The 26972-nt window shown below is 67.7% G+C and carries 27 protein-coding genes; 18 read left to right on the forward strand and 9 right to left on the reverse strand.

The genetic code is table 11. The features are described 5' to 3' along the window. Window positions 1–176: 176 nt before the first annotated feature. Complete coding sequence (locus M5E06_RS11840) at window positions 177–1409, forward strand: M23 family metallopeptidase (protein ID WP_252138296.1); 1233 nt, start codon at window positions 177–179, stop codon at window positions 1407–1409. A gap of 41 nt (window positions 1410–1450) precedes the next feature. Here M5E06_RS11840 and M5E06_RS11845 read toward each other — a convergent pair whose 3' ends face one another. The 4 genes from M5E06_RS11845 to M5E06_RS11860 all read right to left on the reverse strand — a co-directional run bounded on the left by M5E06_RS11845 (window position 1451) and on the right by M5E06_RS11860 (window position 4296). Further along, window positions 1451–1624, reverse strand: a complete 174-nt coding sequence (locus tag M5E06_RS11845) for a hypothetical protein (protein WP_158281987.1) — start codon at window positions 1622–1624, stop codon at window positions 1451–1453. An 89-nt stretch (window positions 1625–1713) separates the two neighbouring features. Then, window positions 1714–2673, reverse strand: coding sequence for a lipid II:glycine glycyltransferase FemX (locus tag M5E06_RS11850; protein ID WP_252138297.1), 960 nt, complete (start codon window positions 2671–2673; stop codon window positions 1714–1716). 29 nt (window positions 2674–2702) lie between these two features. Next, entirely contained in the window at window positions 2703–3563 is an 861-nt protein-coding gene (gene motA / locus M5E06_RS11855) for a flagellar motor stator protein MotA (protein ID WP_109074851.1), read from the reverse strand. Window positions 3564–3918: 355 nt separating this feature from the next. Next, window positions 3919–4296, reverse strand: a complete 378-nt coding sequence (locus M5E06_RS11860; protein WP_252138298.1) for a hypothetical protein — start codon at window positions 4294–4296, stop codon at window positions 3919–3921. A 360-nt stretch (window positions 4297–4656) separates the two neighbouring features. Between M5E06_RS11860 and M5E06_RS11865 the strand changes: the two genes are divergently transcribed. After that, the gene (locus M5E06_RS11865) at window positions 4657–5247 is read left to right on the forward strand and encodes a glutathione peroxidase (protein ID WP_252138299.1); all 591 of its coding nucleotides are present in this window, start codon (window positions 4657–4659) and stop codon (window positions 5245–5247) included. A gap of 4 nt (window positions 5248–5251) precedes the next feature. Here the strand turns inward: M5E06_RS11865 and ccmB are convergent, their stop codons facing one another. Together ccmB and ccmA are read right to left on the reverse strand one after the other, a co-directional pair. Then, on the reverse strand, window positions 5252–5917 hold the full coding sequence (ccmB, locus tag M5E06_RS11870) for a heme exporter protein CcmB (protein ID WP_252138300.1): 666 nt from the start codon (window positions 5915–5917) through the stop codon (window positions 5252–5254). Next, entirely contained in the window at window positions 5914–6597 is a 684-nt protein-coding gene (gene ccmA, locus M5E06_RS11875) for a heme ABC exporter ATP-binding protein CcmA (RefSeq protein ID WP_252138301.1), read from the reverse strand. Before ccmA ends, ccmB begins: the two co-directional genes overlap by 4 nt. A gap of 564 nt (window positions 6598–7161) precedes the next feature. On the opposite strand from ccmA, the gene M5E06_RS11880 reads away from it, so the two are divergent. The 5 genes from M5E06_RS11880 (at window position 7162) to M5E06_RS11900 (ending at window position 12328) form a co-directional block, all read left to right on the forward strand. Next, window positions 7162–8841 (forward strand): putative transporter, encoded by a 1680-nt coding sequence (locus M5E06_RS11880; protein WP_252138302.1) that lies wholly within the window; start codon window positions 7162–7164, stop codon window positions 8839–8841. A 180-nt stretch (window positions 8842–9021) separates the two neighbouring features. Next, entirely contained in the window at window positions 9022–9828 is an 807-nt protein-coding gene (locus tag M5E06_RS11885) for an ABC transporter ATP-binding protein (protein WP_109074854.1), read from the forward strand. A gap of 85 nt (window positions 9829–9913) precedes the next feature. Continuing rightward, complete coding sequence (locus M5E06_RS11890; protein WP_252138303.1) at window positions 9914–10768, forward strand: lysine/arginine/ornithine ABC transporter substrate-binding protein; 855 nt, start codon at window positions 9914–9916, stop codon at window positions 10766–10768. Between the two features lie 161 nt (window positions 10769–10929). Further along, window positions 10930–11634 carry an ABC transporter permease gene (locus M5E06_RS11895; protein ID WP_109074856.1) on the forward strand — a complete coding sequence of 235 codons (705 nt, stop codon included), beginning with the start codon at window positions 10930–10932 and terminating at the stop codon, window positions 11632–11634. Window positions 11635–11638: 4 nt separating this feature from the next. Continuing rightward, window positions 11639–12328 (forward strand): ABC transporter permease, encoded by a 690-nt coding sequence (locus M5E06_RS11900; RefSeq protein WP_109074857.1) that lies wholly within the window; start codon window positions 11639–11641, stop codon window positions 12326–12328. Window positions 12329–12381: 53 nt separating this feature from the next. On the opposite strand, the gene M5E06_RS11905 is transcribed toward M5E06_RS11900, so the two are convergent. Beyond that, the gene (locus M5E06_RS11905) at window positions 12382–13539 is read right to left on the reverse strand and encodes a penicillin-binding protein activator (RefSeq protein WP_252138304.1); all 1158 of its coding nucleotides are present in this window, start codon (window positions 13537–13539) and stop codon (window positions 12382–12384) included. A gap of 104 nt (window positions 13540–13643) precedes the next feature. On the opposite strand from M5E06_RS11905, the gene rsmI reads away from it, so the two are divergent. The 6 genes from rsmI to M5E06_RS11935 all read left to right on the forward strand — a co-directional run bounded on the left by rsmI (window position 13644) and on the right by M5E06_RS11935 (window position 18877). After that, entirely contained in the window at window positions 13644–14549 is a 906-nt protein-coding gene (gene rsmI, locus M5E06_RS11910) for a 16S rRNA (cytidine(1402)-2'-O)-methyltransferase (protein WP_252138305.1), read from the forward strand. Further along, window positions 14546–14914, forward strand: a complete 369-nt coding sequence (locus M5E06_RS11915) for a YraN family protein (protein ID WP_085090497.1) — start codon at window positions 14546–14548, stop codon at window positions 14912–14914. Before rsmI ends, M5E06_RS11915 begins: the two co-directional genes overlap by 4 nt. A 25-nt stretch (window positions 14915–14939) precedes the next feature. After that, entirely contained in the window at window positions 14940–15782 is an 843-nt protein-coding gene (locus tag M5E06_RS11920) for a SirB1 family protein (protein WP_252138306.1), read from the forward strand. A 29-nt stretch (window positions 15783–15811) separates the two neighbouring features. Continuing rightward, window positions 15812–16759, forward strand: a complete 948-nt coding sequence (gshB, locus tag M5E06_RS11925; RefSeq protein ID WP_252138307.1) for a glutathione synthase — start codon at window positions 15812–15814, stop codon at window positions 16757–16759. A gap of 435 nt (window positions 16760–17194) precedes the next feature. After that, entirely contained in the window at window positions 17195–18193 is a 999-nt protein-coding gene (gene trpS, locus M5E06_RS11930; RefSeq protein WP_252138308.1) for a tryptophan--tRNA ligase, read from the forward strand. 27 nt (window positions 18194–18220) lie between these two features. After that, window positions 18221–18877: a pyroglutamyl-peptidase I gene (locus M5E06_RS11935; protein ID WP_252138309.1), complete on the forward strand. Its 657-nt coding sequence runs from the start codon at window positions 18221–18223 to the stop codon at window positions 18875–18877. Between the two features lie 9 nt (window positions 18878–18886). On the opposite strand, the gene M5E06_RS11940 is transcribed toward M5E06_RS11935, so the two are convergent. Further along, the gene (locus M5E06_RS11940) at window positions 18887–19261 is read right to left on the reverse strand and encodes a MarR family winged helix-turn-helix transcriptional regulator (protein ID WP_109074864.1); all 375 of its coding nucleotides are present in this window, start codon (window positions 19259–19261) and stop codon (window positions 18887–18889) included. Between the two features lie 918 nt (window positions 19262–20179). Between M5E06_RS11940 and M5E06_RS11945 the strand changes: the two genes are divergently transcribed. Next, the gene (locus M5E06_RS11945; protein ID WP_252138310.1) at window positions 20180–21718 is read left to right on the forward strand and encodes an alpha/beta fold hydrolase; all 1539 of its coding nucleotides are present in this window, start codon (window positions 20180–20182) and stop codon (window positions 21716–21718) included. 83 nt (window positions 21719–21801) lie between these two features. Further along, window positions 21802–22503, forward strand: coding sequence for an FkbM family methyltransferase (locus M5E06_RS11950; protein WP_252138311.1), 702 nt, complete (start codon window positions 21802–21804; stop codon window positions 22501–22503). 51 nt (window positions 22504–22554) lie between these two features. On the opposite strand, the gene M5E06_RS11955 is transcribed toward M5E06_RS11950, so the two are convergent. After that, window positions 22555–24087 carry a YifB family Mg chelatase-like AAA ATPase gene (locus M5E06_RS11955; protein ID WP_252138312.1) on the reverse strand — a complete coding sequence of 511 codons (1533 nt, stop codon included), beginning with the start codon at window positions 24085–24087 and terminating at the stop codon, window positions 22555–22557. A gap of 221 nt (window positions 24088–24308) precedes the next feature. Here M5E06_RS11955 and M5E06_RS11960 point away from each other — a divergent pair, with 221 nt between their 5' ends. From M5E06_RS11960 to grpE, 3 genes are all read left to right on the forward strand, one after another. Further along, a complete protein-coding gene (locus tag M5E06_RS11960; RefSeq protein WP_109149744.1) occupies window positions 24309–25055 on the forward strand; it encodes a creatininase family protein in 747 nt (248 codons plus the stop codon). A 176-nt stretch (window positions 25056–25231) separates the two neighbouring features. After that, complete coding sequence (gene hrcA / locus M5E06_RS11965; RefSeq protein ID WP_109149745.1) at window positions 25232–26272, forward strand: heat-inducible transcriptional repressor HrcA; 1041 nt, start codon at window positions 25232–25234, stop codon at window positions 26270–26272. 54 nt (window positions 26273–26326) lie between these two features. Beyond that, window positions 26327–26929, forward strand: a complete 603-nt coding sequence (gene grpE / locus M5E06_RS11970) for a nucleotide exchange factor GrpE (RefSeq protein WP_109074868.1) — start codon at window positions 26327–26329, stop codon at window positions 26927–26929. Window positions 26930–26972 lie beyond the last annotated feature (43 nt).

The raw sequence follows: 26972 nt of genomic DNA on the forward strand, positions 1-26972 counted from the left end.
CCTGGGGTTACAGGAGGAGGACGACGGTGCGTTCGAGGCTCTCCCGCCTTCCCACGCTCGCCTTGCTTGCCATCATCTCGGCCGGTGCGTTGACGCCTGCGACTGTTGTCGCGCGCAACGCGGATGCGCCGAATGGCCGGGTTCCCCATGCTTTCAAGCCGGCGGTGAAGCCAAACATGGGCGCGGAGAGCAACTCCGAGGGCAAGGACGATGCCGGGGACAGTGAACGCGCCACCGGACCGGTCGACCGCCAAACCCTGTCCATCGGCCGCGGCGATACGCTGATGGATCTGCTATCCACCGCCAATGTGCCGGCCAACGATGCCCACGATGCGGTGGCCGCATTGCGCGAGGTCTACAATCCGCGCCGTCTCCAGGTCGGCCAGCATGTGACGGTCCTGTTCGAACCGCGTCGCGGCGGTACCCGCAAGTTCGTCGGGTTCGAATTCGCCCCGGATCCGCTGCGGTCGGTGTCGATCGCGCGCAAGGGCGATGCCGGCTTCACCTCCAGCCAGATCGAGAAACCGGTCACGCGCAAGCCGGTGGCGGCCCAGGGCGTCATCCGCTCCAGCCTGTTCGAGGCGGGGGCCCAGGCCGGGGTGCCAATCTCGGTCATGATGGCGTTCATCCAGAACTTCTCCTACGACGTCGATTTCCAGCGCGACCTGCAGCCGGGCGACCGTTTCGAGATTCTGTATGAGAAGCTGGTCACGACGGAGGGCAAGGAGGCCGGCGAAGGCGAACTGCTGTATGCCTCGCTGACGCTGAGCGGCGACGACATGCCGATCTACCGCTTCAAGACCCGCGACGGGCGGATCGACTATTACAACGGCGACGGCGAAAGCATCCGCCGCGCCCTCCTGCGCACGCCCATCGACGGCGCCCGCATCACATCCGGCTTCGGCATGCGCCACCATCCGATCCTGGGCTTCAGCAAGATGCACAAGGGTGTGGACTTCGCCGCGCCGACCGGGACGCCGATCTATGCGGCCGGCCGCGGCACCATCGAGATCGCGGAACGCAGCAGCTCCTACGGCAACTATGTCCGCATCCGCCACAACACCGAGATCTCCACCGCCTATGCCCATATGAGCCGCTTCGCCAAGTCGATCCGCCGCGGCGGGCGGGTCGATCAGGGCGATATCATCGGCTATGTCGGCACCACCGGACGGTCGACCGGGCCGCACCTGCATTATGAGGTGCTGAAGACGGGGCATCAGGTGAACCCGCGCTCCGTCGACCTGCCGACCGGCGAGAAGCTGGAGGGACGGGAGCTTCAGGTCTTCCAACAGGCCCGACGGGCGATCGAGAAGATGTTCGACGACAGCCGCGGCGGCCTGCAGCTGGCGCGCACTCCGGCACCGGCGCTGGTGGAGGAAAAGGGCTGCAACAAGGCGAACAGCTGCTGACCGGCTGGTAGGCAATCCGGCGGCGGAGGCCGCCGGTGTCCCTATTCCTTGTTCATCATGTTGCGGATGGCGCCGACGAACTGGCGGGCGGTGTTCTCGTCCTCCAGCATCTTCTGCAGCTTGTCGCGGATGATCATCGCCTTCGGCCGCTGCTGCATGGCGCGTTCGATGGCGACATCGGCTTCGCCGGGCTTCAGGGGTTCGAGATCTGACATGGCGGACATCCCGTGCGGTAGGGGCGTGTCGGGTCGGCACGCAGGTAAGGATAGCCGGAACCGCCCCGGCCATCATCTGGCAAAGCGCATCAGCGATATTGGCCGACCGTCTCCACCGCCTCCCCGCCGGTGCCGAGCTTGAACTCGGTGACGCCGGGGGCGGTGTCGGGATTGATGCCGCCAAGATCGAGCGCGCGGACGCCATGCTGCTTCAGTTCCTGCATGGCCTTCCACAGCACCAGCCGCATGGCGCCGCTCTTGCGGCCCGACTCGTTGGCCCAACTGATCTGACTGGTGGCGCAGACGCCGTGGCGGAAGAACAGGCCGCAAGCGACCGGGGCGCGGCCGTCGAGCGCCGTCACCATCACCACACCATCATTGCGGCCACCGCCCTTGACCATGGCGTTGCGCAGGCGGACGGCCAGCGGCCCGGTCATGGCGCGAAAGCCCTTCTCCAGCGCCTGGTCGTGCTCCTGCTTCATCAGCCAGGGCAGGTTGTCGGCCTTCCAGTCGGTATCAAGGACGAGGCCGGCCTTCTCCGCCCCGCGCAAGCGCTGCCGCCAGTCGCGGGCGAAGCCGGCGCGCATCGCCTCCTCGTTGCGGGTCAGGTCGAACCAGACCGTCTGGTAGCCCGGCCCGATCTTGCGGAAGCCGCAGCGGGCGAGCAGCTCCTCCGTCTCCGGCCCGGCGGGAAGTTCCGGCAACAGGCTGGCGCGGCTGAGCGGCGACCGCGGACAGGCGCGGCGCAGCAGGCGGAACACCGCTTCCAGCGTGGCGGCATCGGGGATCGTGCCGTCGAGCCAAAGCGGGCCGCGGTAGCATTGGCGGTCTTGAAAGACCTTCAGCATGCGGCGGTCCAGCGTCTGGACGAGGCCGACCGGCTCGCCGTCGCGGCGGATCACGCCAAGGCGCGGGACATGGCCATAGGTGCGGCCCATGGCGCGGCCATAGGCGAAGCTCTGCAGCAGGGTGGAGCGCGGAACGCGGGCGAACAGGGCGTCCCATTCGCCGACCGTTCCCTCGTTCCAGGCGATGTCGATGTCCGGCATCGGGACCCTCGGTCGATCAGGACAACGGATCAGGCCGGCGGCAGGGCGGAGGTCGCCTCTTCCACCTGGGCGAAGGTCGGACGGTATTCCGGTTCCAGCACGTTGCGGGCGTATTCCACCGAAATGGCGGGCGCGTAGCCGGAGAGATGCGCAATCAGGCCGGTCTTCATTGCCTGATAATATTTGCCTTCCGCGTGATAGATGTTTTTCAGGCCGCTGGCGATTGGGGCGAGAAAGCCGTAGGCGACCAGAATGCCGGTGAAGGTGCCGACCAGCGCGCCGCCGATCAGCTTGCCCAGCACTTCCGGCGGTTCGGTGATCGAGCCCATGGTGTGAATCACGCCCAGCACCGCCGCCACGATGCCCAGCGCCGGCACCGCGTCGGCCACCGCCTGGATGGCGTCGGCGATGCGCTGGTGTTCGTGGTGCATCGTCTCGATGTCCTCGTCCATCAGGTCGACCAACTCGTGCGGATTGTCCGCACCAAGCGACATCAGACGGAGATAGGTACAGAGGAAAGCGATGGCATGATGGTCGCCGTAGAATTTCGGGAATTGCTGGAAGAGCGGTGAGTCTTCCGGTTTCTCGATATGCTGTTCGAGTGCCAGCAGGCCCTTGGTCTTCGCGATCTTGAAGACCTGATACATCATGGTGAGGACCTCCAGGAAGTCCTCTTTCTTGTATTTCGGTCCTTTGAACAGGTGACCCAGCTCCTTGCCGGTGTGGGTCACCACAGATTTTGGATTTGCGATGAAAAAGGCACCGGCACCGGAGCCCAGGATGATCATGAACTCGAACGGCATCCACAGCACGCCCATGTGGCCACCGCCGAGGATGTAGCCACCGAACACGCTGAAGATCACGATGCCGAAGCCGATCATCACGAACATTCGGTCTTTCCCTCCCCGATACCGACCACGGGCCGCAAGATGCTCCCAGCCGACAGATGGCCGGACATCGGTTGAGTTTCCGTGAATCACCCGAACGGCCTACCGCCTTCGCGACAGGCCGCGCGATCCTACCGGTGCAGGCGGGTCCTGTCACGAAAGGACTGATGATCCAGGCTTTTCAATGCATGCGGTGCGGACGGCGGGCAAAGAGCCTGTGGGGAGCAGGCCGTGACACGGGGCGGGACGCGCGACAAGGGCACAGGATGGTCACAGCCCATGACAGCGGTGCCGAAACGCAAAACGCTCCGGCCGCCGGGTGAGGCCGACAGCCGGAGCGCTTGGAAAACATGGGTCGTTAACGGAGCGGAATGTTCATCTGGACGCTGACGCCCGGCTGCGGGGGCGGCGGGGCATAGATGACCGCCGGCGGCGGCGCGTAGGAAGGCGCATAGACGACGCGCGGCGGGGGCGGCGGGGCCGGAACCACGACCACCGGCGGCGGCGCGCCATAGATGACGACCGGGCCGTCGTCGTGATGGTGCTTCTTCTTGTGGTGGCCCCAGGCATGGCCGCGGCCATGCTCCCCCGGGTCGGCGAGCGACGGCGTCGACAAGGCGGCGCCGAAAGCCAGCACCGCCGTGACGGCCACCACGGCTTTGGCAGCGGCACGGGCCACCCGGCGCACGGCCGTCCGGGGCGACTGGGTGTCCTGCATGATGGCTCCGGCGTTCATCGGCCTGTTCTCCTGGAAGGGGCTTGCATCGGCGACGGGAGCGGCGGCAGCCGGGCTGACGTCCGTATACCCATTTCGATGGGATAGATTTTTATGCTCAGGCTGAGGCTCGGCCGGGTGGGACATTTTTCGGGCGCTGATCGGTGGACGAGGACGGTTGCAAGAATGGCGGCGACCGATCGCCGTGCATCCTTACTTATCAACTGTCGATCGACCGGCGCCATGGCTACCCGTCCGAAAGGGGTAGACCCGATGCGACCGGCGACCGGCCTGTCCCATCATGATCCGATAGGCGCCGGACCTCGTATCGGGCATCGTAGACGTAAGGATGCAAATCCCTCCAACCGCCGAGCCGTACCGATGACCGTCCGAACCCGACTTCGCACCGTCGCCATGGCGGCGGTCCTTTCCGTGATGGGAGCCGCCAGCGCCATGGCCGCGAGCAGCACCGCCGCAAGCAGCGCATACGACTTCACCTTCCAGGGCATCGACGGCCAGCCGTTGCCGCTGTCGCAGTTCAAGGGCAAGGCGGTCCTGGTGGTCAACACCGCCTCGCAATGCGGATTCACCCCGCAATACAAGGGGCTGGAGGCGCTGTGGCAACGCTACCGCGACCGCGGGCTGGTGGTGGTCGGCGTGCCGTCGGACGATTTCGGCGGCCAGGAGCCGGGGAGCGCCACCCAGATCAAGGATTTCTGCGAGGTCAACTACCGCATCGATTTCCCGTTGACCGACAAGACGGTGGTGTCGGGCGACGGCGCCCATCCCTTCTACCGCTGGGCGGCCGACGAGTTGGGCTTCCTCGCCAAGCCGCGCTGGAACTTCCACAAATATCTGATCGGGCCCGACGGCAAGCTGGTGTCCTGGTTCTCCACCATGATCGACCCCGAGTCGGACAAGGTGCGCGAGGCGATCGAGAAGCTGCTGCCGGAGAAGGCGACGAAATCCTAGCCCCCTACTCCACCGCCTGCCTCAGAGCCGCGGCCCCAGCCCAAGGGGCGAGCGGCAGGGAAGCGGCGAGGATGCCGGCGAGAAGCAGCAGGTGCGGGCGCGGGGTCAGGCCGTTGATCGCCGCGTCGATGGCGCCGGCGCCGAAGATCAGCACGGGAATATAGAGCGGCAGGATCAGCAGCGACAGCAGCACGCCGCCGCGGCGCGCCCCCAGCGTCAACGCCGCCCCGATGGCGCCGATCAGGCTCAGGATCGGCGTGCCCAGGGTCAGCGTCAGCACCAGAACGCCGAACCCTTGCGCATCCATATTCAGCAGAACGGCCAGCAGCGGCGCGGCGACGATCAGCGGCACGCCGGTAACCAGCCAATGGGCCAGCGTCTTCGCCAGCACCGCAGCCTCCAGCGGCAGGGGAGAGAGCGAGAGCAGTTCCAGCGACCCGTCCTCGTAATCGGTCTGGAACAGCCGTTCCAGCGACAGCAGCGAGGCGAGCAGAGCCGCCACCCAGATCACACCGGCGGCGATGCGGGCGAGGATGTTCGGCTCCGGCCCGACGCCGAAGGGGAACAGCACCACGCACAGCACGAAGAACATGACGGCGATGGTGGCGTCGGACCCCTGGCGCAGGGCCAGCCGCAGGTCGCGCGCGACAAGGCGCAGAAAACGGCTCATGGCGCGGCCCCCTCTTCCTCATGGTCTTCGTCGCCGGCCTCTTCATCGTCGGCGTAGGGGGCGAACTCGTCGAGATGCAGTTCCTCGCCGCCGGGGGTGGCGATGTCGGTGTGGGTGGACAGCACCACCATGCCGCCCTGGGCCCGGTGTTCGGCGATCAGCCCCTCGAACAGGGCGATGGCGGCGCGGTCGAGCGCCACGGTCGGCTCGTCCAGCAGCCACAGCGTCGCCGGTGCCGCCAGCAACCGCGCGAGGTTCAGTCGGCGCTTCTGACCGGCCGACAGATAGCGGCCCGGCACCCCGGCGATGTGCGGCACTCCCAGCCGGTCGAGCGCGGCCCGCGCGTTGGCCGACGGGTCGGCGGCACCGGCCAGCGCCGCCCAGAAGGCGAGATTCTCCGCCGCGGTCAGCACCGGCTTCACCGCGTCGAGATGGCCGACATACTGCACCCGCGACCGGTGGCCGTCGGGATCCTCGGAAACCGGCACCCCGTCCCAGTCCAACGTCCCGCGCAGCGGCTTCAGCAGCCCGGCCATCACCCGCAGCAGGCTGGACTTGCCGCTGCCGTTGGGGCCGAGCAGCACCAGCGCACCGCCGGGGGCGATGCGGAACTCCAGCCCGGTGAAGACCAGACGGTCGCCACGCAGGCAGGTCAGCTCTGATCCGGCAAAGACGGGCATGGGAACGGGTCGCGCTTCCGGTTGAGGGAGGCGCTGCTATAGCACAAGGGAACGGGAAAGCCTGAGCAAGAATGCTGTCGCAGCCTCCCGCCGCCACCTCGACCAAAACAACCCGCCCAAAAGAAAAGGCCACCGCGAGGGGGTTCTCGCGATGGCCTTGCGTCCGGCCGGGTCCGGCCGGTCGATACCTTGTGGAACGGCTTCGTTCGTCGCTGCGGTGGCGCTAGGGGGACGCCGCTGCGCGACCTGCGGGGCCGGTTGCTTGAGATAAGGTCTAGGGGAAGAAAATGGCAAAATTTGGATGGAGTTCGAGGATTCGGACGCCGCCCGATGACGGGCCGCATGCCCCGCAGCGCTGCACTCCCATGCGTTCACCGCAGCGCCGGATGCCGGGATTGTCACGGCTAAAGGCCGTGCACTTGTTCTGAATCAACGCTTTGCCCGCGGTCCTACCGCATCGTCGCGCCATTCTCCCCCAATCGAAGGGGGAGTGCCGCAGTCATCCGGGATCCCACCGAACGCAGCGGCGGTTTGCCCAAATGTGTTCAGGAAGCGAGTTGCTCCATGTCGGCTTTCGCAGACATTCTCCAGGCCATGCCGCCGATCGCGCGGGTGGTGCTCATGCTCGGGCTCGTGTCGGCGGCGGGCGTGGCGCTCGGCCATATCAAGATCCGCGGGGTCGGGCTCGGCATCGGCGGCGTTCTGTTCTCCGGCATCGCCGGCGGCCACCTCGCCAAGCAGGCGGGCATCGCCTTCAACCCGGAGATGATGGACTTCATCCGCGATTTCGGCCTGATCCTGTTCGTCTACACCATCGGCATCCAGGTCGGCCCCGGCTTCTTCGCCGCGCTCCGCCGCAGCGGGCTGGCGCTGAACGGGCTGGCCCTGCTGATGGTGGGGTCCAGCATCCTGCTGACCGCGGCGCTGGTGTCGTCGGGGGTGCTGTCGCTGGGCTCCTCGCTCGGCGTGTTCTCCGGCGCGGTGACCAACGCCCCGGCGCTGGCCGCCACCCAGCAGGTGCTGACGGAGGTCGGGGCCGATGCGGCGGTGATGGCCCTGCCCGGCCTTGCCTTCGCCGTCACCTACCCCTTCGGCATCGCCGGCAACCTGCTGGCGATGGCCGCCGTCCGCATCCTGTTCCGCATCGACCCGGAGGCCGAGGCCGCCCGCTTCGAGGAGTGCCGCCGCGCCGAGGTGTCGACGCTGGAGACCATGGACCTGACCGTGCGCAACCCGGAGCTTGAGGGCCGGCCGCTCGGGTCCGTCGACGCGCTGTGCGGCCATGGCGTGGTCGCCTCCCGCCTGCTGCGCGACGGCACGCTGTGCGTCCCCCACAACAACACCTGCCTGAAGCTGGGCGACGTGCTGCATGTGGTCGGGCCGCGGCCGAAGCTGGAGCAGGTGCGGACCCTGCTGGGGCAGGAGTTCGACCGGCCGCTCACCACCAAGGGCACCGACCTGAAATGGGAGCGCATCGTCGTCACCAACAATACGGTGCTGGGCAAGTCGATCGCGGCGCTGAACCTGCAGGACGCTCATGACGTGGTGGTCAGCCGAGTCAACCGGTCGGGCGTGGAGCTGGTGCCGACCCCGGCGCTGAAGCTGCAGTTCGGCGACATCCTGACGGTGATCGGCCGGCCGGACAGCCTCGCCGCCGTCGGCCGGGTCTTCGGCAACTCCGCCCGCAAGCTGCAGCAGGTGGAGATGATCCCGATGTTCCTGGGCATCGCGCTGGGCGCGGCGCTCGGCGCCATTCCGATCTTCCTGCCGGGCATGCCGGCGCCGCTGCGCCTCGGCCTTGCCGGCGGGCCGCTAATCGTCGCGCTGATCCTGGGCCGCGTCGGCCATGTCGGGCCGCTGGTGTGGTTCATGCCGCCGGCCGCCAACCTGGCGCTGCGCGAGATCGGCATCATCCTGTTCCTGGCCGTGCTGGGCATCGCGTCGGGCGACCGCTTCGTCGCCACGCTGGCCAGCGGCGCCGGCTGGCCCTGGATGATGTGGGGCATGCTGGTGACGCTGGTGCCGCTGCTGCTGACCGGGCTGGTCGCGCGCGGGCTGATGAAGCTGAATTTCCTGACCATCTGCGGCGTGCTGGCCGGATCGCAGACCAACCCGCCGGGATTGGCCTACGCCAACGCGCTGGTCGCGTCGGAGGCTCCGGCGCTGGCCTACGCCACCGTCTACCCGCTGGCGATGTGCCTGCGTATCCTGGGGCCGCAGATTCTGGTACTTTTGTTGTGGTAACGCACTGTTTCCGGACACAAGCGGCTTAACGTGCATTTGATGTGAAATCTGCGTTGCGAAACGTGCATGCCCCGGTCTAGCCTGTGCCCCAATGGTCATACCGAAGCCTTGGCCGGCCGCATCGGCCCGCCGCGTCGGCGCAGCCTTCCCCCGCCACCCGAACCAGCCGGTTTTTCGCGCATGCACCGTCACCCGCCAGTCAGCGAGTCCGCTCCCGCCGCCGTCGTCGTGGAGGATCTGCACAAGCGGTTCGGCGAGCTGGAGGTGCTGAAGGGCGTCTCGCTGACCGCCCGCGAGGGCGACGTCATCACGCTGATCGGCTCGTCGGGCTCGGGCAAGAGCACGCTGCTGCGCTGCATCAACATGCTGGAGATCCCGGACGACGGGCGGGTCGTCATCGGCGGCGAGGCCATCGCGCTGAAGAAGACGCGCGGCGGCGCCAGCGTCCCCGCCGACACCCGTCAGGTGGAGCGCATCCGCACCAGCCTCGGCATGGTGTTCCAGAGCTTCAACCTCTGGACCCACATGACCATCCTGCAGAACGTGATCGAGGCGCCGGTGCATGTGCTGGGCGTGCCGAAGGCGGAAGCCATCGACCGCGCCCGCATGCTGCTGGACAAGGTCGGCATCCTGGCGAAGGCCGACGCCTATCCGGTCCAGCTGTCGGGCGGCCAGCAGCAGCGCGCCGCCATCGCCCGCGCGCTCGCCATGCAGCCCAAGGTCATGCTGTTCGACGAGCCGACCTCGGCGCTCGACCCCGAGCTGGTCGGCGAGGTCCTGCGCGTCATCCGCCAGCTGGCGGACGAAGGCAACACGATGATCCTGGTGACGCACGAGATGGGCTTCGCCCGCGAAGTGGCGTCCAAGGTGGTTTTCCTGCACCAGGGGCGGATCGAGGAGGAGGGGTCACCCGACAAGGTGCTGACCGACCCCGACTCGGACCGGGTGCGGCAGTTCCTCTCGCGCCATCTGTCCGGCGCGGCGTGAGGGGACGAGGCAGAGGGCAGGACCGGACCGTCAGAAACAGCCCGGCCCCGGCAGGGGCCAGAGAACGGGCGAACCGAACAGAGGAGTGTGTTCGTTGAAGAAGATCGTTTCGGCCCTGGCGCTCGGCGCCATGATGGCTGTGGCCGCGGCAGGCGCCGCCAACGCCAAGGAATGGAAGACGGTCCGCATCGCCAGCGAGGGCGCCTATCCTCCGTGGAACGCCACCGACACCTCGGGCAAGCTGATCGGTTTCGAGGTCGATCTCGCCAACGACCTGTGCAAGCGCATGAAGGTCACCTGCGAGTTCGTCGCCCAGGATTGGGACGGCATCATCCCGGCCCTGCAGCAGGGCAAGTACGACGCCATCATGTCGGCGATGACCATCACCGACGAACGCAAGAAGGTCATCGACTTCTCGGTTCCCTACGGCACCGAGCCGTCGGTGTTCGCCGTGATGGCCGACTCGCCGCTGGCCAAGTCGCTGAAGCTCGGCGACGACCGCGTCGACCTGAACGACCAGGGCAAGGCCAAGCCGGTGCTGGAGAAGCTGGCCGACGCCCTGAAGGGCAAGGCCGTCGGCGTCCAGGTGTCGACCATCCAGGCCGACTTCATGGACAAGCATCTGCCGAAGGTGACCATGCGCACCTACGACAAGATCGACAATGCCGGCATCGATCTCAGCTCCGGCCGCGTCGACGCCATGCTGGGCGACCGTTCGGTGGTCGAGGCGGTGGTGAAGGCCACGCCGGACAAGATGGTCATCGTCGGCCCGAACTTCATCGGCGGCGTGATCGGCGAGGGCATGGGCGTTGGCCTGCGCAAGGACACCGCCGACCTGAAGGCGATGTTCGACAAGGCGATCGCCGAGGCCCTGAAGGACGGCACCGTCAAGAAGCTGAGCACCCAGCATTTCGGCTATGACATCTCCCCCACCAAATAAGGGGACCAAGTAAGGCGGGCCTTCGGCTCTCCTGTCTGATCGGAACGGCGCCCGGCGGCCTTCACGGCAACCGGGCGCCAGTCGTTCCGTGATCTCCGTTCGCTGACCCCCGTACGGCCGGCCGTCCGCGCCGCGCCCGGCGGGCCTTACCGGGCGTGCCAATGCTGGAACTCCTTTCCTTCGGTCCCAACGGCTGGGGCGGACAGCTTCTGATGGGCACCGCGATGACCGTCGCGGTCGCCGTGTCGGCCTTCGCCTTCGGCATCGTCGTCGGATCGCTCGGCGCCTCGGCCAAGCTCAGCCACTCCCTGGCGCTGAACGTCCTGGCCGACTTCTACACCACCATCGTCCGCGGCATCCCCGAACTGCTGGTGATCTATCTGCTGTTCTTCGGCGGCAGCGGGGTCGCCACCTCCATCGCCGCCGCCTTCGGCTATGACGGGCGGGTCGACCTGAACGCCTTCACCATCGGCGTGCTGGCGGTCGGGCTGATCTCCGGCGCCTATTCGACCGAGGTGATCCGCGGCGCGGTGCAGTCGGTCCCCTTCGGCCAGATCGAGGCGGCGCGCGCCTGCGGGATGAGCCGCTGGCTGATCCTGCGCCGGGTGCTGGTGCCGCAGACCCTGCGCTTCGCCCTGCCCGGCCTCGGCAATGTCTGGCAGCTGACGCTGAAGGACACCGCGCTGGTGTCGGTGACTGCGCTGGCCGAGTTGATGCGCATCACCCATCTGGCGGCCGGCGCCACGCGCCAGCCCTTCCTGTTCTACAGCACCGCCGCCGTGCTGTATCTGCTGCTGACCACCATTTCGACGGCGCTGTTCAACCGCGCCGAAATCTCCGCCAATCGCGGCGTCCGGAGGGCCTGAGGCCATGAACTGGCAACTGATGTGGGACAGTCTGCCCCGCATGCTCGGCGGCCTGTCGCTGACGCTGCAACTGATCCTGGGTTCGCTGGCGCTGGGCGCGCTGGTGGCCTTCGCCGTCGCGCTTCTGCGGCTGTCTGGCAACCGCGTGGTGGAAAAGCTGGCTGCGGCCTATGTCTTCGTCTTCCGCGGCACGCCGCTGCTGGTGCAGATCTTCCTGGTCTATTACGGGCTGGGCCAGTTCGAGTTCATCCGCGACAGCTTCCTGTGGCCCTTCCTGCGCGAGCCCTACTGGTGCGCCATCCTGGCGCTGACGCTGAACACCGGCGCCTACACCAGCGAGGTGCTGCGCGGCGCCATCCTGTCGGTGCCGCAGGGACAGGTCGAGGCGGCGCGCGCCTGCGGCATGTCGCGGGCGCTGGCCTTCCGCCGCATCGTCCTGCCGGTGGCGATCCGCCAGATGCTGCCGGCCTACGGCAACGAGGTGATCCTGATGGTCAAGGCGACTTCGCTCGCCAGCACCATCACGCTGATGGAGGTCACCGGCATCGCCCGGCGCATGATCGCCCAGACCTTCGCGGTCTTCGAGCTGTTCATCGTCGCCGGGGCGATCTATCTGGTGCTGAATTTCGTCGCCACCCGCCTGATCAAATTCGCCGAATGGCGCCTGACCCCCTACCTGCGGGCGCGGGCGTAAGTAAGGATAGCAATGAAAAAGCCCTCTCCCGGCTCGGGAGAGGGCTTTTTCGCTTACTGCCCCAGCATCTCGAAGCTGGGCGGTGCCGGATCGACCACGCGGGCGCCGGTCGGGGTGATCTCCATCACCGCCAGCCCACGTTCGACCATGCCGTCGGACCGCAGGCGGAACAGGCCGTCCAGACCCTCGAAGCCGTTGGGGTTGGTCATCGCCATGCGATCGAAGGGAACCGGACCGCCGCTGCGGGTCAGCACCGCGGCGATCGAGGTCGCGTCATAGGCCAGCGTGGCGATGCGCGGCGGCTTGCGGCCGTAGACCTGCTCGAACTGCGACTCGAAGCGGGCACGGGTCTGCGGCGCCGGGGCGGCGTAGAGCGCGCCGACCAGCGCCGGCTCCTGCCCCAGCGCCCCCTGCGAGCTGTCGTCCCACAGGCCGGTGCCCAGCAGCTTGACCTGTTGCGGCTGCACGCCATTGGCGGCCAGCGCCTGGGCGATGCCCTGGGCGCGCTGCCCGCCTTCGGCCAGCATCACCGCCTGCGGCTGCGGAGTTTCCTGCGCGACCTGCTTGGCCGGAACCGACAGATCGGTGATGGCCGGGTCGTAGCGCTCCACCTGCGTGGTCATGGCGCCGAGCCGCGGCGCGATGGCCTGCATGGCATTGACCACCGCGTCGCCGTAAGGCGAGCGCGGCGCCAGCACGGTGAAGCGCGTCGCCCCGCGCGACCGGGCGTAACCGGCGACGCGGCTGACCTGATCGGCCGGGACGAAGCCCATCACATAGGTGCCGTTGCCGGCCTGGGTGGCGTCGTTGGTGAAGGCCAGCACGTCAACGCCGGCATTCTGGGCGATGGGCCGCACCGCGGCGACGTCGGCGGCGAACAGCGGACCGATGATGAGGCGGGCGCCCTCGGCCAGCGCCTGGCGTGCCGCGTCGGCGGCGCCGTTCGGCGTGCCCTTGGTGTCGCGCGGCAACAGCTGCAGCCGGTCGCCGGCCATGTCGAACAGCGCCATCTGGGCGGCGTCCAGCATGGACTGGCCGATGGCGGCGCTCTGCCCGCTGAGCGGCACCAGGACCGCGACCTTGACCGGGCCTTGCGTCTCCGGCAGGGGAGCCTCCGGGGCCGGAACCGGTTGCGGCGCTTGTGCCACCCGCGGCGGCGCGCTTACAGTCGAACAGGCCGACAACAGGCCGGCGACCAGCAAGGCTGCCACGCCGTGACGTTTCAGACCCTGTGAGAAAGCTGTTGCCAAGCGTGCCACCAATCATCTCCACATCTGCTGAAACGGCCGCCGATACCGAAGGCGAGGCCCAAGGCATGCCCCCCAACGAGCCGGCCGAAAGTGGCGCTCAAGGTAGCCCCCTCGCCGCGCCAAGTAAACTCGCGGGCGGACTCCATGTCGTCGCTACCCCCATCGGAAACGCCGCGGACATCACGCTGCGCGCGCTCGACACGCTGAAGCGGGCCGACGCCATCGCCTGCGAGGACACGCGCGTCACCGCCAAGCTGATGGGCATCCACGGCATCCACACCCCCTTCGTCTCCTACCACGAACACAACGCCGCAAAGATGCGTCCGGTCCTGATCGAACGCATGAAAAAGGGCGAGGCCATCGCGCTGGTCACCGACGCCGGCACGCCGCTGGTCTCCGACCCCGGCTACAAGCTGGTGCGGGAATGCGTGGCGGAAGGCGTGGCGGTGACCACCCTGCCCGGCGCCTCCGCCCCGCTGGTGGCGCTGGTGCTGTCCGGCCTGCCGACCGACCGCTTCCTGTTCGCCGGCTTCCTGCCGAACAAGAGCAGCGCGCGGCGCGCCACCGCCGGCGAGCTGAAGGGTGTGCCCGCCACGCTGGTCTTCTTCGAATCGCCGCAGCGCCTGCCGGAGTCGCTGGCCGACCTCGCCGACATCCTGGGCCCGCGCGAGGCCGCCGTCGCCCGCGAGTTGACCAAGCTGTATGAGGAGGTGCGGCGCGGCACCCTGCCGGACCTCGCCGCCCATTATGCCGAGGCCGGCCCGCCGCGCGGCGAGGTCGTGCTGGTCATCGGCCCGCCGGGAGAGGAGGCGACGCCGGGCGAGGCCGACGTCGACGCCCTGCTGCGCGAGGCGCTGACCCGCCTGTCGGTGCGCGACGCCGCCGCCGACGTCGCCGCCCGCACCGGTCAGCACAAGCGCACCGTCTATGCCCGCGCGCTGGAACTGCAGCGCGAGGAGAAGGCGAAATGACCGACCTGGATGCGCGGCGCCTGCGTGCCGAAAGCCTGGGTCGCCGGGCGGAGGCGCTGTGCCGCCTGTCGCTGCGGCTGCGCGGCTACCGCATCCTGGCCAGCCGCCTGCGCACGCCGATGGGCGAGATCGACATCGTGGCGAAGCGCGGCAAGACCATCGCCATCGTCGAGGTTAAGGCGCGCGGTGACTGGGACACCGCCAACGAGGCGCTGAACGCCCGCCAGCGCGGTCGGCTGGCCCGCGCCGCCCATGCCTTCCTCGGCGCCAACCCGCGCTATGCCGGCTATGTCTTGCGCTTCGACGTGATGCTGGTTACCCCTTGGGCCTGGCCCCGTCATCTGGTCGATGCCTGGAGACTGTGAGGGGCGACATGAGAGGGCGACAGTCTTGAGCAACCGCGCGGAAGCCCGCGAAATCCTGCGCCGCATCGGCGACCAGCCGGACGACGAGATCGATCTGGCCGAAGCCGCTCTGGCGCTGGGCGCGCTGGAGCTGCCGAACGCCGACCTCGCCCCCTACCGCGCCCATATCCGCGCCATCGTCGAGGATCTGGCCGCCCGCGTCGCGGCGCAGGATCCTGCCGACGACAGGCTGGAGACGCGCATCGCGCACCTGCATGCGGTGATCGGCGGGCGCCACGGCTATGCCGGCGACCACGACACCTACGACGACCTGCAGAACGCCAACCTGCTGCGGGTGATCGACCGCCGGCGCGGTCTGCCGGTGGCGCTGGGCATCCTCTATATGCACGCTGCCCGCTCGCAGGGCTGGCCGATGGTCGGGCTGAACTTCCCCGGCCATTTCCTGGTCCGCATCGAGAAGGACGGGGCGCGCGCCATCCTCGACCCCTTCAACGAGGGGCAGACCCGCAGCGTCGTCGATCTGCGCGACCTGCTGAAGGCCACCGCCGGCAGCGCCGCCGAGCTGGAGCCCGGCCATTACCAGCCGGTGTCGAACCGCGACGTGCTGCTGCGTCTGCAGAACAACATCAAGCTGCGCCACCTGTCGGCCCACGAGGTGCCGAAGGCGCTGGAGGTGCTGGAGGCGATGCGCCTGTTCGCCCCGCACGAGCCGTCGCTGTGGCGCGAGACCGGCCTTCTGGAGGCCCATGCCGGCAACCTGAAGGACGCCATCACCGCGCTGGAGACCTTCATGGCGCTGACCGGCGACGACCATCACCGCCACCAGACCGCCTCGCTGATCCAGCAGTTGAAGAACCGCCTGAACTGATCCCGTTTGCAGAGGTCCGGAGACCCGTCATGAGCCTCGCCGTCGCCTTCCAGATGGACCCCATCGAGTCGATCAACATCGACACCGACTCCAGCTTCATGATGGCGCTGGAGGCGCAGAAGCGCGGCCATCGCCTGTACCACTACCACCCGCGCGACCTGATCCTGACCGGCAACCGCCTGACCGCCCGCGTGCGCGAGATGACGGTGGTGCGCCAGCGCGGCGCTCATTACACGCTGGGCGAGCCGGTGATGACCGACCTGTCGACCATGGACGTCATCCTGCTGCGGCAGGACCCGCCCTTCGACATGGCCTACATCACCTCCACCCATCTGCTGGAACATGTGCAGCCCAAGGTTCTGGTGGTCAACGACCCGGCCGAGGTGCGCAACGCGCCCGAAAAGCTGTTCATCACCAAGTTCCCCGACCTGATGCCGCCGACGCTGATCACCAGCGACAAGCAGGCCATCCTCGACTTCCGGGCGGAGCACAAGGACATCATCGTCAAGCCGCTGTTCGGCAACGGCGGCGCCGGCGTCTTCCACCTGAAGCCCGATGACGAGAATCTGGGATCGCTGCTGGAGATGTTCACCCAGCTCTACCGCGAGCCGGTGATCGTGCAGAAGTACCTGCCGGAAATCCGCCAGGGCGACAAGCGCATCATCCTGGTCGACGGCGAACCGGTGGGCGCGGTCAGCCGCATGCCGCTGGAGGGCGAGGCCCGCGCCAACTTCCATGCCGGCGGCAGCGCCCAAAAGACCGAGCTGACGGCACGCGAGCGCGAGATGTGCGCCGCCATCGGTCCGGTTCTGCGGGAAAAGGGTCTGGTCTTCGTCGGCATCGACGTGATCGGCGACTATATGACCGAAATCAACGTCACCTCCCCCACCGGTATCCAGGAGATCAACCGGCTGGACGGCGTGCAGATCGAAGCCCTGCTTTGGGATGCCATCGAGCGCCGCCGCGCGGCCAAGTAAGGATACGCTGCAGCGCGAGAGCGTGGCGTAGCTTTGTGCAATTTTTTCGGGAAGCTGAGGCCCGCATACCCTTGCGGGCAATCGGCTCCGGACTTATCTTGAACCGTGGGAGCGACGGGCTGCCTTCCCGTCGCTCCCTGGTCCAGTCTTAACCCTGGTAGAGTTCAAGCACGCGCTTGATAATCTCCAGGATCAGGACCAGAAGGGTAAGGATCTCTTTCATCCTTCTTCTCCTTCTCGTGTGGCGGGGGCGGCGGGTCCGCCCCCTCCCAACCACACGAACGCGGCGGTAGCACACAAGTGCATTCAATACAACCGGCGCTACCCGGCCGCGACGATCCGTGCGGACGGCCGCCATGAGCGCGCCGCGCCTTGACCGGCGGACTTCGGGGGGCGATAACTGCCGCCTCCCAGAGTTTTCGAGCGAGACCACCCGTGAACCGCATTTTCTCCGGCATGCAGCCGACCCGGCAGCTTCACCTCGGCAACTATCTGGGGGCGCTGCGCAACTGGGTGGAACTGCAGAACAGCTACGAGTGCATCTTCTGCGTCGTCGACCTGCACGCGCTGACCATCGACCAGGACCCGGAAGTTCTGCGCAACAACATCCGCGAGGTCGCCGCGGCCTACATCGCCGCCGGCATCGACCCGGACAAGAACATCCTGTTCAACCAGTCGGTCGTCTCCGGCCATGCCGAGTTGGGCTGGATCCTGTCCTGCCACACGCCGCTGGGCTGGCTGAACCGCATGACGCAGTTCAAGGAAAAGGCCGGCAAGCAGAAGGACATGGCCAATCTGGGCCTGTACGCCTACCCCACCCTGATGGCCGCCGACATCCTGCTCTACAAGGCCACCCATGTGCCGGTGGGCGAGGACCAGAAGCAGCATCTGGAGCTGGCGCGCGACATCGCCGGCGCCTTCAACCGCCGCTATGCGACCGAGTTCTTCCCGCTGCCCGAGCCGCAAATCCTGGGCGAGGCAACCCGGGTGATGAGCCTGCGCGACGGCAAGAAGAAGATGTCGAAGTCGGACGAGTCCGAATATTCGCGCATCAACATGACCGACGACGCCGACACCATCGCGCAGAAGATCCGCAAGGCCAAGACCGACCCGGAACCCCTGCCGGAGACGGTGACCGAACTGGAAGCCCGTCCCGAGGCCGACAACCTCGTCACCATCTATGGCGCGCTGGCCAGCCAGTCGCGCGAGCAGGTGCTGGCGCAGTTCGCGGGTGCCCAGTTCTCCGACTTCAAGAAGTCGCTGGTCGATTTGTCGGTGGACAAGCTGGCGCCGATCACCACCCGCATGAAGGAGCTGCTGGCCGACAAGGCGGAGATCGACCGGCTGCTGAAGAAGGGCGGCGAGCGCGCCTCCGCCATCGCGGAGAAGAACCTGAACGACGTGAAGGACATCATCGGCCTGCTGCGGCCGTAAGGATGCGACTGTAAGGATGCCTTGCCCGTGACGGCTCCCATCCTGCTCACCGGCTTCGCGCCGTTCGGGATCCTCCCGGACGGCGAGCCGGCCCCAGAGTCAGACCATCCCTGGACGGCCGATCCGACCGCTCTGCTGATGGACCGGCTGGCGGGGGAGCCGGGGGTCGTCACCGCTACCCTGCCCCCTCTCTATGACGTCTGCGGCGACGCCTTCGCCGAACTGTTGGCGGAACACCAGCCGCTGGCGGCGCTCAGCTTCGCCTACCTCGAGTCGAGCGATTACATCCGGCTGGAACGTCTGGCCTGGAACCGCGACGAAAGCCCGCTGCCGGACGCGGCCGGCACGGTGCGGGAACACGCCGACATCGTGCCCGACGGGCCGACCGCCTATGGCAGCACCCTGCCGGTGCCGCGGGTGATGCGGGAATTGTCGATGGCCGGGTTGCCGGTGACCTTCGGCGATTTCTCCGGCGGCTTCCTCGGCAACCATCTGTTCTACCGGGCGCGCCACATCATCGAGAGCGCCGACCTGGATATCCCCTACGGCTTCTTCCACATGCCGCCGCTGCCCGAACGGGCCAAGGAGTTGCGGCGGTTCGGCGGCTTGGCGCTGGAGCGGCAGGAGCTGGCAGTGCGCACGCTGGTGGGAATGCTGCGCACGGCACTGAACGGGATCGCTTGACGATAAAAATCAGGCTGTTTTGGCGGCGCGGCGCTGCTCGGGCGGGTTCACGATGGCGCGTAGCGCGTCCAGGAACTCACGGCCCTTGTCGGTCAGGGTGACGATCTTGCGGCGACGTTCGCGCGGGTCTTCCTGCGCCTGCACCAGATCGAGGCCGGCCTTGCCGAAGCTGTGCCAGCGGCTGAGCGCCGCAACGTTGCGCGACGCGGAGGATTGGGCGATGCCCAGGCGTTCCGCCAGTTCGCCGATGGAGATGCCTTCGCTCTGCGCGATGGTCATGAAACTCAGCGCATACTGGATGGGCAGGTCGGGGTCGAGCTTGCGGAACGCCTCAAGCACCTGGACGACGGTAAGGACCTCGTCATGACGAACGCGGGCCGGCATTCAGCAGGTCTCCGCGACGCCGCGCGCTATGCAGCGCGGGAGGGTGGTCCCCAACGGGCCGGTGTGTAGATGATGTTCAGGCGTCCAAGCCATAGGATGACTTCCCCGTTCTCACGCCGCAGGTCGAAGGACCCGGCCGGCGATGCCCAGCGGGCGTGTTCAACGAAGAGACGGTGACCGCAAAAACCCAGAAAGACACACATGGGATCCTCTCGATATCCGGAATTCACGTTCGAAGGGTGCGGGAAGAAGGCGGGCCGGCTGGGCATGATTGGCGGCCATATGGGCGGCCCGATTGGCGGCGGTGATGGCCGGATCGCCCGATCGGCGAGTCCAGGCGGTGGTTACGATGGCTTTCATCGATACTCTCCAGGGGTTGAGTGATACCGGCGTGAGAGGCCGGCGGATCCGGTATCGCCGGTCAGCGATACGGTTGCAAGGTCAAAAATGTCCGCGCGTCCGATAGGTTCCGATCGCGGATGTGAAAAGGCGGAAGACGGCAGCCGAGCGGTGGCCCTTCTCCATCCGCCGCTTCCCCGTCCACCAGTCCGATGTCGCGCCGCAGGTGGTCGCACAATCGGCCCGGTCCGGAGGATGCCCCGGAATCGAGCCAGCGGCTCCGCATCGCCGTCCACAAGGTCGGCATGATCTGCTCCTACAAATGAGAGGCTCCGTCCGTCGGGCCTCTGGTGGCGAAATAATTCCGTGTGCGGATGTGTTCCGTCAACCCGTCCATCCGGTAACGGCGTGATCTTTGCCGCACGGCTGTTGCAGATCAGCATCACCTATCGGCCGTTTTACCGACGCCCGGGATGGCGCCGGGCTCCTCTGGACAAGCGAAGGTCGCTCGGTCAAACACAAAGCCGCCGCCCAAAACCGTCTGCGGTACTCCATCCATCAGGTCCAGGTCGTCCGTCCGTGTCCATCCTCTCCTCTCCCGCATGGCCGATAGCGGTGCGCTTCGCCCGCAAGCTGCGGGCTGCGCTCGCGGCGGTTGCCGTGGTGATGGGTACGCTGTTGGCCCTGCCCGCGGCGGCGGAGACCCGCTTCACCCCTGGCCCCTGCTGGTTCACCGTTCCCGACGGAGAAGCGGCGCTGTGCGGGACGGTGGCGGTGCCGGAACGCCGCGACCGCGCCAACAGCCGCAGCCTGCGCCTGCCGGTCGCCGTGCTGCTCAGCACCGCGCGCCAGCCCGACCCGGACCCCGTGCTGTTTCTGGAGGGTGGTCCCGGCGCCTCCCCCTTCGGCATCGGCCAGGCGACGGAAGAGCGGATGGAGGTGTGGTGGGAGCTGTCGGCCCCCTTCCGCCGCACCCGCAACCTGATCCTGTTCGACCCGCGCGGCGTCGGCCGGGCGGAGCCGGACACCGATTGCCCGGAGCTGGACGCCGTCGACGCCACCCGCGGCACCCGGCCGCAGACGCGCGAGCAGCGGTCGGCGGCGGAACGCTCCGCAATCAGCGCCTGCGTCGCGCGGCTGGAGGCGGCCGGGCTGGATACCACGCAGTTCTCCACCCCCGTTGCGGCGGAGGATGCGCTGGACATTGCGACGGCGCTGGGCGCCCAACGGGTGAACCTGTTCGCGGTGTCCTACGGCACGCGCGTCGGGCTGGAGATCCTGCGGCGGCAGGGCGGCCGCGTCCGCACCGCCGTGTTCGACAGCATCTATCCGCCCGACGTCAACGCGCAGGAGGAGACGGCCGGGCTGGCCCAGCGTGCCTACCGCCGGCTGTTCGACGACTGCGCCGCCAACCGGACCTGCCGCTCCGCCTTTCCCGACCTGGAGAAGCGCTTCCTCTCGCTGGTCGAGCGGCTGGATCGCAATCCCGTCGATATCGTGGTCGGCGATCATGAGACGCGCCGTGTCCTACGGCTGACCGGCGGAGCGATCATCGCCGCCGGGCTGGAGGCGATGGCGGTCAGTGAAGCGGTGCCGGCATTGCCGATCATGCTCGACCGCGCCATCCGCGGCCAATATGCCACCCTCGCCGAATGGGCGCCGACCAACTGGCTGGGCGATCCAGAGGTCGCCGACGGGCTGGCCTTTTCCGTCGAATGCCGTGAGTCGGTCAACAATGCCGATCCGCAGAAGCGCACCGACAACGCCCGCCGCTATGCTCCCTACGGGCTCGTCGCCGCCGACGATCCGGGCCGGCGCGTCTGCCGTCTCTGGCCCGCCGGCCATCAGGAACCTGCCGAGCGCCTGCCGGTCGCCAGCCCGGTGCCGGTCCTGCTGCTGTCCGGCGCCTACGACCCCGTCACCCCGCCGGACTGGGGCGACCGTGCCGCCGCCACCCTGCCGAAGAGCCGCCATCTGGTCTTCCGCGCCGCCAGCCACATCGTGACCTCCAGCGAGGACTGCGCCATGGCCGCCGCCGTGACCTTCGTGGAGCAGGAGTCGGTGCCGGCGACCGTCTGTCCGGGGGCGGGCAAGCCGCCGGTGTTCGAGGGGCCGTGACTTTCTGAAATAACATCTGGATATATTGCTAAATACATTCACAAAAATATTGAAATTTTTAATTAACGGGTAGAGGATTGGAAATGATTAAACTGGACCGAATTTGTGAGCACACATTTTTTTCACTGATCGACGAGAATTCCATTGTGCTCGATTTCGGCTGCAATGAAGGAAAATTCGCGCACACCGTCATCGAGCGGTATGGCTGCAAGGTCTTTTCAGCCGAGCCTGTCCCTGAATGTGCCGAACAGATCGCCCGACATCCCAGGCTGACGCTTCAGCAGGTTGCGATTTCCGGCGCATCGGGCAGCCTGGACATCCATGTCTATCCGGACCGCTGTGCGAGCGGCTTCAACCGTTCTCCGGGAGAACAGGCAATTCGGACCATCCGGGCCGAAGCCATGACCCTGGCGGAGTTCCGGCGCCGCTCCGGCATCGGCCGCATCGCCTTGTTGAAGATCGACATCGAGGGTGCCGAATTGGACATGTTCGCGGCCGCTGCGGACGAGGAGTTCTCGGACATCGATCAGATCACCGTCGAGTTCCACGACTTCTTCTATCCCGAAATGCGGCCGGCGGTGGAGGCGGTGAAACAGCGGATGCGGTCGCTGGGATTTCATATGTTGCCATTCTCCTTGGACAACACCGACGTCCTCTTCGTCAATCGCCGGGCCGCGGTGAACTGGCAAAACCGGCTGTGGGCCGGCACCGTGGTGAAATATGGCCGCGGGCTCGAACGGCGGCTGCGGCAATTGATCGGCCGACCCGCCCCGGCAGACTGCTGACGATCGCAACCGATCTGAAGCGCGGCCCCGACAGCGGCGCTCGCCGGAGCGCTACCGCCCCGGCGCGATCCGCCGGTAGCTCAGCGCCTCCGCGATGTGGCGACGCCTGACCCCCTCGACCCCGTCCAGATCGGCCAAGGTCCGCCCCACCCGCATCACCCGGTGATAGCCGCGGGCGGACAGCTTCAGCCGCTCCGCCGCCTCGGTCAGCAGGGCGCGGCCGGGGGCGTCGGGGGAGGCCACCTTCTCCAGAAGTTCGCCGTCGGCCTCGGCATTCGTCCGCACCGCCCGGCCGGCCGGGTAAGGACCGAAGCCGCCATAGCGTTCCGCCTGGATGGCGCGGGCGACGGCAACGCGGGCGGCGATGTCGGCGCTTCCCTCGGCGGGAGGCGGCAGGCTGAGGTCGGCGGGACTGACCGCCGGCACGTCGATATGCAGATCGATACGATCGAACAGCGGTCCACTTATTTTAGATTGATAATCTGCGGAACATTTCGGCGCCCGCGCGCAGGCGAGCGAGGCATCGTCGAGATGGCCACAGCGGCAGGGATTCATCGCCGCCACCAGTTGCACACGCGCCGGATAGGTTACATGATGGTTGGCACGGCTGACCACCGCCTTGCCGGTCTCCAGCGGCTGGCGCAGCGCCTCCAGCAGGGCGCGTGGGAATTCGGGCAGTTCGTCTAGGAAGAGAACGCCCTGGTGCGCCAGGGAAATCTCGCCCGGCTTAGCCCGCGTGCCACCGCCGACCAGTGCCGGCAGGCTGGCGGACTGGTGCGGCGCGCGGTAGGGGCGCTGGCGCAGCAGACGCCCACCCTCCAGCAGCCCGCCGACGCTGTGGATCATCGACACCTCCAGCGCCTCCGCCGGGTCGAGCGGCGGCAGCAGGCCGGGCAGGCGGGCGGCCAGCATCGACTTGCCGGATCCGGGCGGCCCGATCATCAGCAGGTTGTGCGATCCGGCGGCGGCGACCTCCAGTGCGCGCTTGGCGGTCTCGTTGCCCTTCACGTCGCGCAGGTCGGGCGGCGGCGCGTCCTGTTCCTGCAGCCGCGGCTTGGGCGGGGTCAGAACCTGGGTGCCCTTGAAATGGTTGATGAGGGCCAGCAAGTTGGCCGGCGCCAGCACGTCCAGATCGGGACCGGCCCAGGCCGCTTCGCCACCACAGGCGGCCGGGCAGATCAGGCCGCGGTCGTTGGCCAGCGCGTCGATGGCGGCGGGTAGCACGCCGGCCACCGGTGTCAACGCGCCGTCCAGCGCCAGCTCGCCCAGCGCGACATAGCGGGCGATCTCCGCATCCGGCAGAACCCCCATCACCGTCAGCAGGCCGAGCGCGATGGGGAGGTCGAAATGGCTGCCCTCCTTCAGCACGTCGGCAGGGGCGAGGTTGACGGTGATGCGCTTGGCCGGCAGCGCCAGCCCCAGCGCATGCAGCGCGGCGCGCACCCGCTCCCGGCTTTCGCCCACCGCCTTATCGGGCAAACCGACGACGGTGAAGGCGACGATTCCGCCGGACATCTGGACCTGAACGTCGATCCCCAGCACCTCGATGCCCTGGAACGCCACCGTGTTGACGCGCGCAACCACCACCGCACCCCGGAACAGACGCCCATGCGGGCCAATTACACGCGATTGTAGTCACCGCCGGAGCAATGCGCCAGCGCGGGATGAGGACGGCCATCGCCACGGCCCCGTCATGCCCGCCCGGCGCAGGGAGCGGTTGTCGCGGCCGTCTGGCCGCCTAACATGAGGGCCAACGCATTCCCGGCCGCATTACCGGCAAGCATCGTCGAAAAGGATCCGCCACCGTGCAGCTTCACCTGAGCACCTGGGCCGAGGTCGAAACCTACCTCAAGACCTCCAAGGGCATCATCATGCCGATCGGCTCGACCGAGCAGCATGGGCCGAACGGGCTGGTCGGCACCGACGCTATCTGTGCCGAGGTCATCGCCAAGGGCGTCGGCGACGCCACCGGCGCGCTGGTCGGCCCGACCATCCCGGTCGGCATGGCCGTGCACCATATGGAATTCCCCGGCTCGATGACGCTGAAGCCGTCGACGCTGATCGCCCTGCTGCGCGACTATGTCGGCTCGCTGGCCGAACACGGGTTCGAGCGCTTCTTCTTCGTCAACGGCCATGGCGGCAACATCGCCACCGTCCGCGCCGCCTTCTACGAGATCCATGCGGAGAACCGGGCGCTGCGCGGCCGCGATGCGCCGGACCTGCGCTGCGCCCTGGTGAGCTGGTGGGAGAATGGCGAGGTCGCCCGCCTGTCGCGCGAGCTGTACCAGGGCAAGGAGGGCTCGCACGCCACCCCCAGCGAGGTGTCGCTGACCCAGTACGCCTATCCCGACTCGATCAAGACCGCGGCGCTGGAGCCGGAACAGGCGCCGGCCGGCGGCTTCCACGACGCCCGTGACTTCCGCCGCCGTTATCCCGACGGCCGCATCGGCTCCGCCCCCGGCCTCGCCCGCCCGGAGCATGGCCGGCAGCTGTACGAGGCGGCGGTCGCCGCCATCGCCACGCAGTACCGCAACTTCCTGGCGGAGCAGTAAGGGGCGTCGAGCGGTCGTGATGAAACGGCCTTGCGACCGTTTCAAGGTCGCATGGTGGCGGGGCTTCTTCGCCCCGCACGTTGATTCGGCGGTCGGACCTGCCTAAATTCGGACCGGTTGACGGAACTTCCGTTCCGCAGCCGCCCAGCCCGAACAGAGCCCGACCGCCCTAGTCCATGATCAACGAGCTGAACCAGCGATCGCGCGAGATTTTCCGGCTGATCGTCGACGCCTATGTCGCGTCCGGCGAACCGGTCGGCTCGCGCACGATCTCCAGGCGGCTTGGCATGGCCTTGTCGCCCGCGACCATCCGCAACGTGATGGCCGACCTGGAGGAGCAGGGGCTGCTCTATGCCCCGCACACGTCTGCCGGCCGCATTCCGACCGACGCCGGCCTGCGCATCTTCGTCGACGGCCTGCTGGAAATCGGGTCGCTGACCGAGGACGAGCGTGCCTCGATCGAAGCGAAATGCTCCGCCTCCGGCCGCGCCTTCGCCGACGTGCTGGGCGAGGCGTCGACCATGCTGTCCGGCCTGTCGCACTGCGCCGGGCTGGTGGTGGCGCCCAAGACCGACCGGCCGCTGAAGCATATCGAATTCGTGTCGCTCGGCCCCGGTCGCGCCCTGGTCGTCCTGGTGAACGAGGACGGGCTGGTCGAGAACCGGGTGATCGAGGTGCCGATGGGGGTGCCGACCTCCACCCTGCAGACGGTGTCGAACTTCCTCAGCGCCAAGCTCGCCGGCCGCACGCTGGACGAGGCGCGGCAGGAGGTGCTGCAGGAGATCGAGCAGCAGAAGACCCAGCTGGACGAATTGTCGCGCAAGGTGGTCGCCGCCGGTCTGGCCACCTGGGCCGGCAGCGGCGGGTCGAACGCCGGCCAGCTGATCGTCCGCGGCCAGTCCCGCCTGCTGGAGGACGTCACCGCGCTCTCCGACCTGGAGCGGGTGCGCGGCCTGTTCGAGGCGCTGGAGACCAAGGAGACGATGCTGCGCATGCTGGACGCCACCGGGCGCGGCGACGGCGTGCAGATCTTCATCGGTGCCGAGAATGTGCTGTTCAGCCATTCCGGCTGTTCGATGATCATCTCCCCCTTCCAGAACAGCCGGGAACAGGTGATCGGCGCCATCGGCGTCATCGGCCCGACCCGCATCAATTACGCCCGCATCATTCCGCTGGTGGATTACACCGCCAAGGTGGTCAGCCGGCTGATCGGCTGAGCGCCGCCTCCCTCACTCACTCCGCCTTTTGACGAAGCAAGAATTGAGAAAACCATGAGCGAAGAGCAGAACAAGCCCTCCGACGCCACGGTGGAGCCGACCGAGGCCACCGCCGAGACCGCCGCCGCCAACGCTGCGGAAACCGGTTCGCCCGAGGACCGCGTCGCCAAGCTGGAAGCCGAGGTCGCCAGCCTGAAGGACCAGCTTCTGCGCGCCATGGCGGAGACGGAGAACACCCGCCGCCGTGCCCAGCGCGACCGCGAGGACGCCAGCAAGTTCGCCGTGTCCAGCTTCGCCAAGGAACTGGTGTCGGTCGCCGACAACCTGCGCCGCGCGCTGGACGCCGTGCCCGCCGAGGGCCGCGAGCAGGACGAGATGCTGAAGGGCCTTGCCGTCGGCGTCGAGGCGACCGAGCGCCAGCTGTTCGCCGCCTTCGACCGCGCCGGCATCAAGAAGCTGGACCCGGCCGGCGAACCGTTCGACCCGAACTTCCATCAGGTGATGTTCGAGATCGAGAACACCGGCAAGGCCGCCGGCACCGTCGTCCAGGTCCTGCAGCCCGGCTACACCATCCACGGCCGCCTGCTGCGCGAGGCGATGGTCGGCGTCGCCAAGGGCGGTGACGCCGGCGGCCAGCACGTCGATACGAAGGCGTAACCATATCGCCTCTGCCAACCCCCCGGTTCAGCGGCGATGCCGC

The sequence above is a fragment of the Azospirillum sp. A1-3 genome (assembly GCF_023806445.1).
In the GTDB taxonomy this organism is placed as follows: Bacteria; Pseudomonadota; Alphaproteobacteria; order Azospirillales; family Azospirillaceae; genus Azospirillum.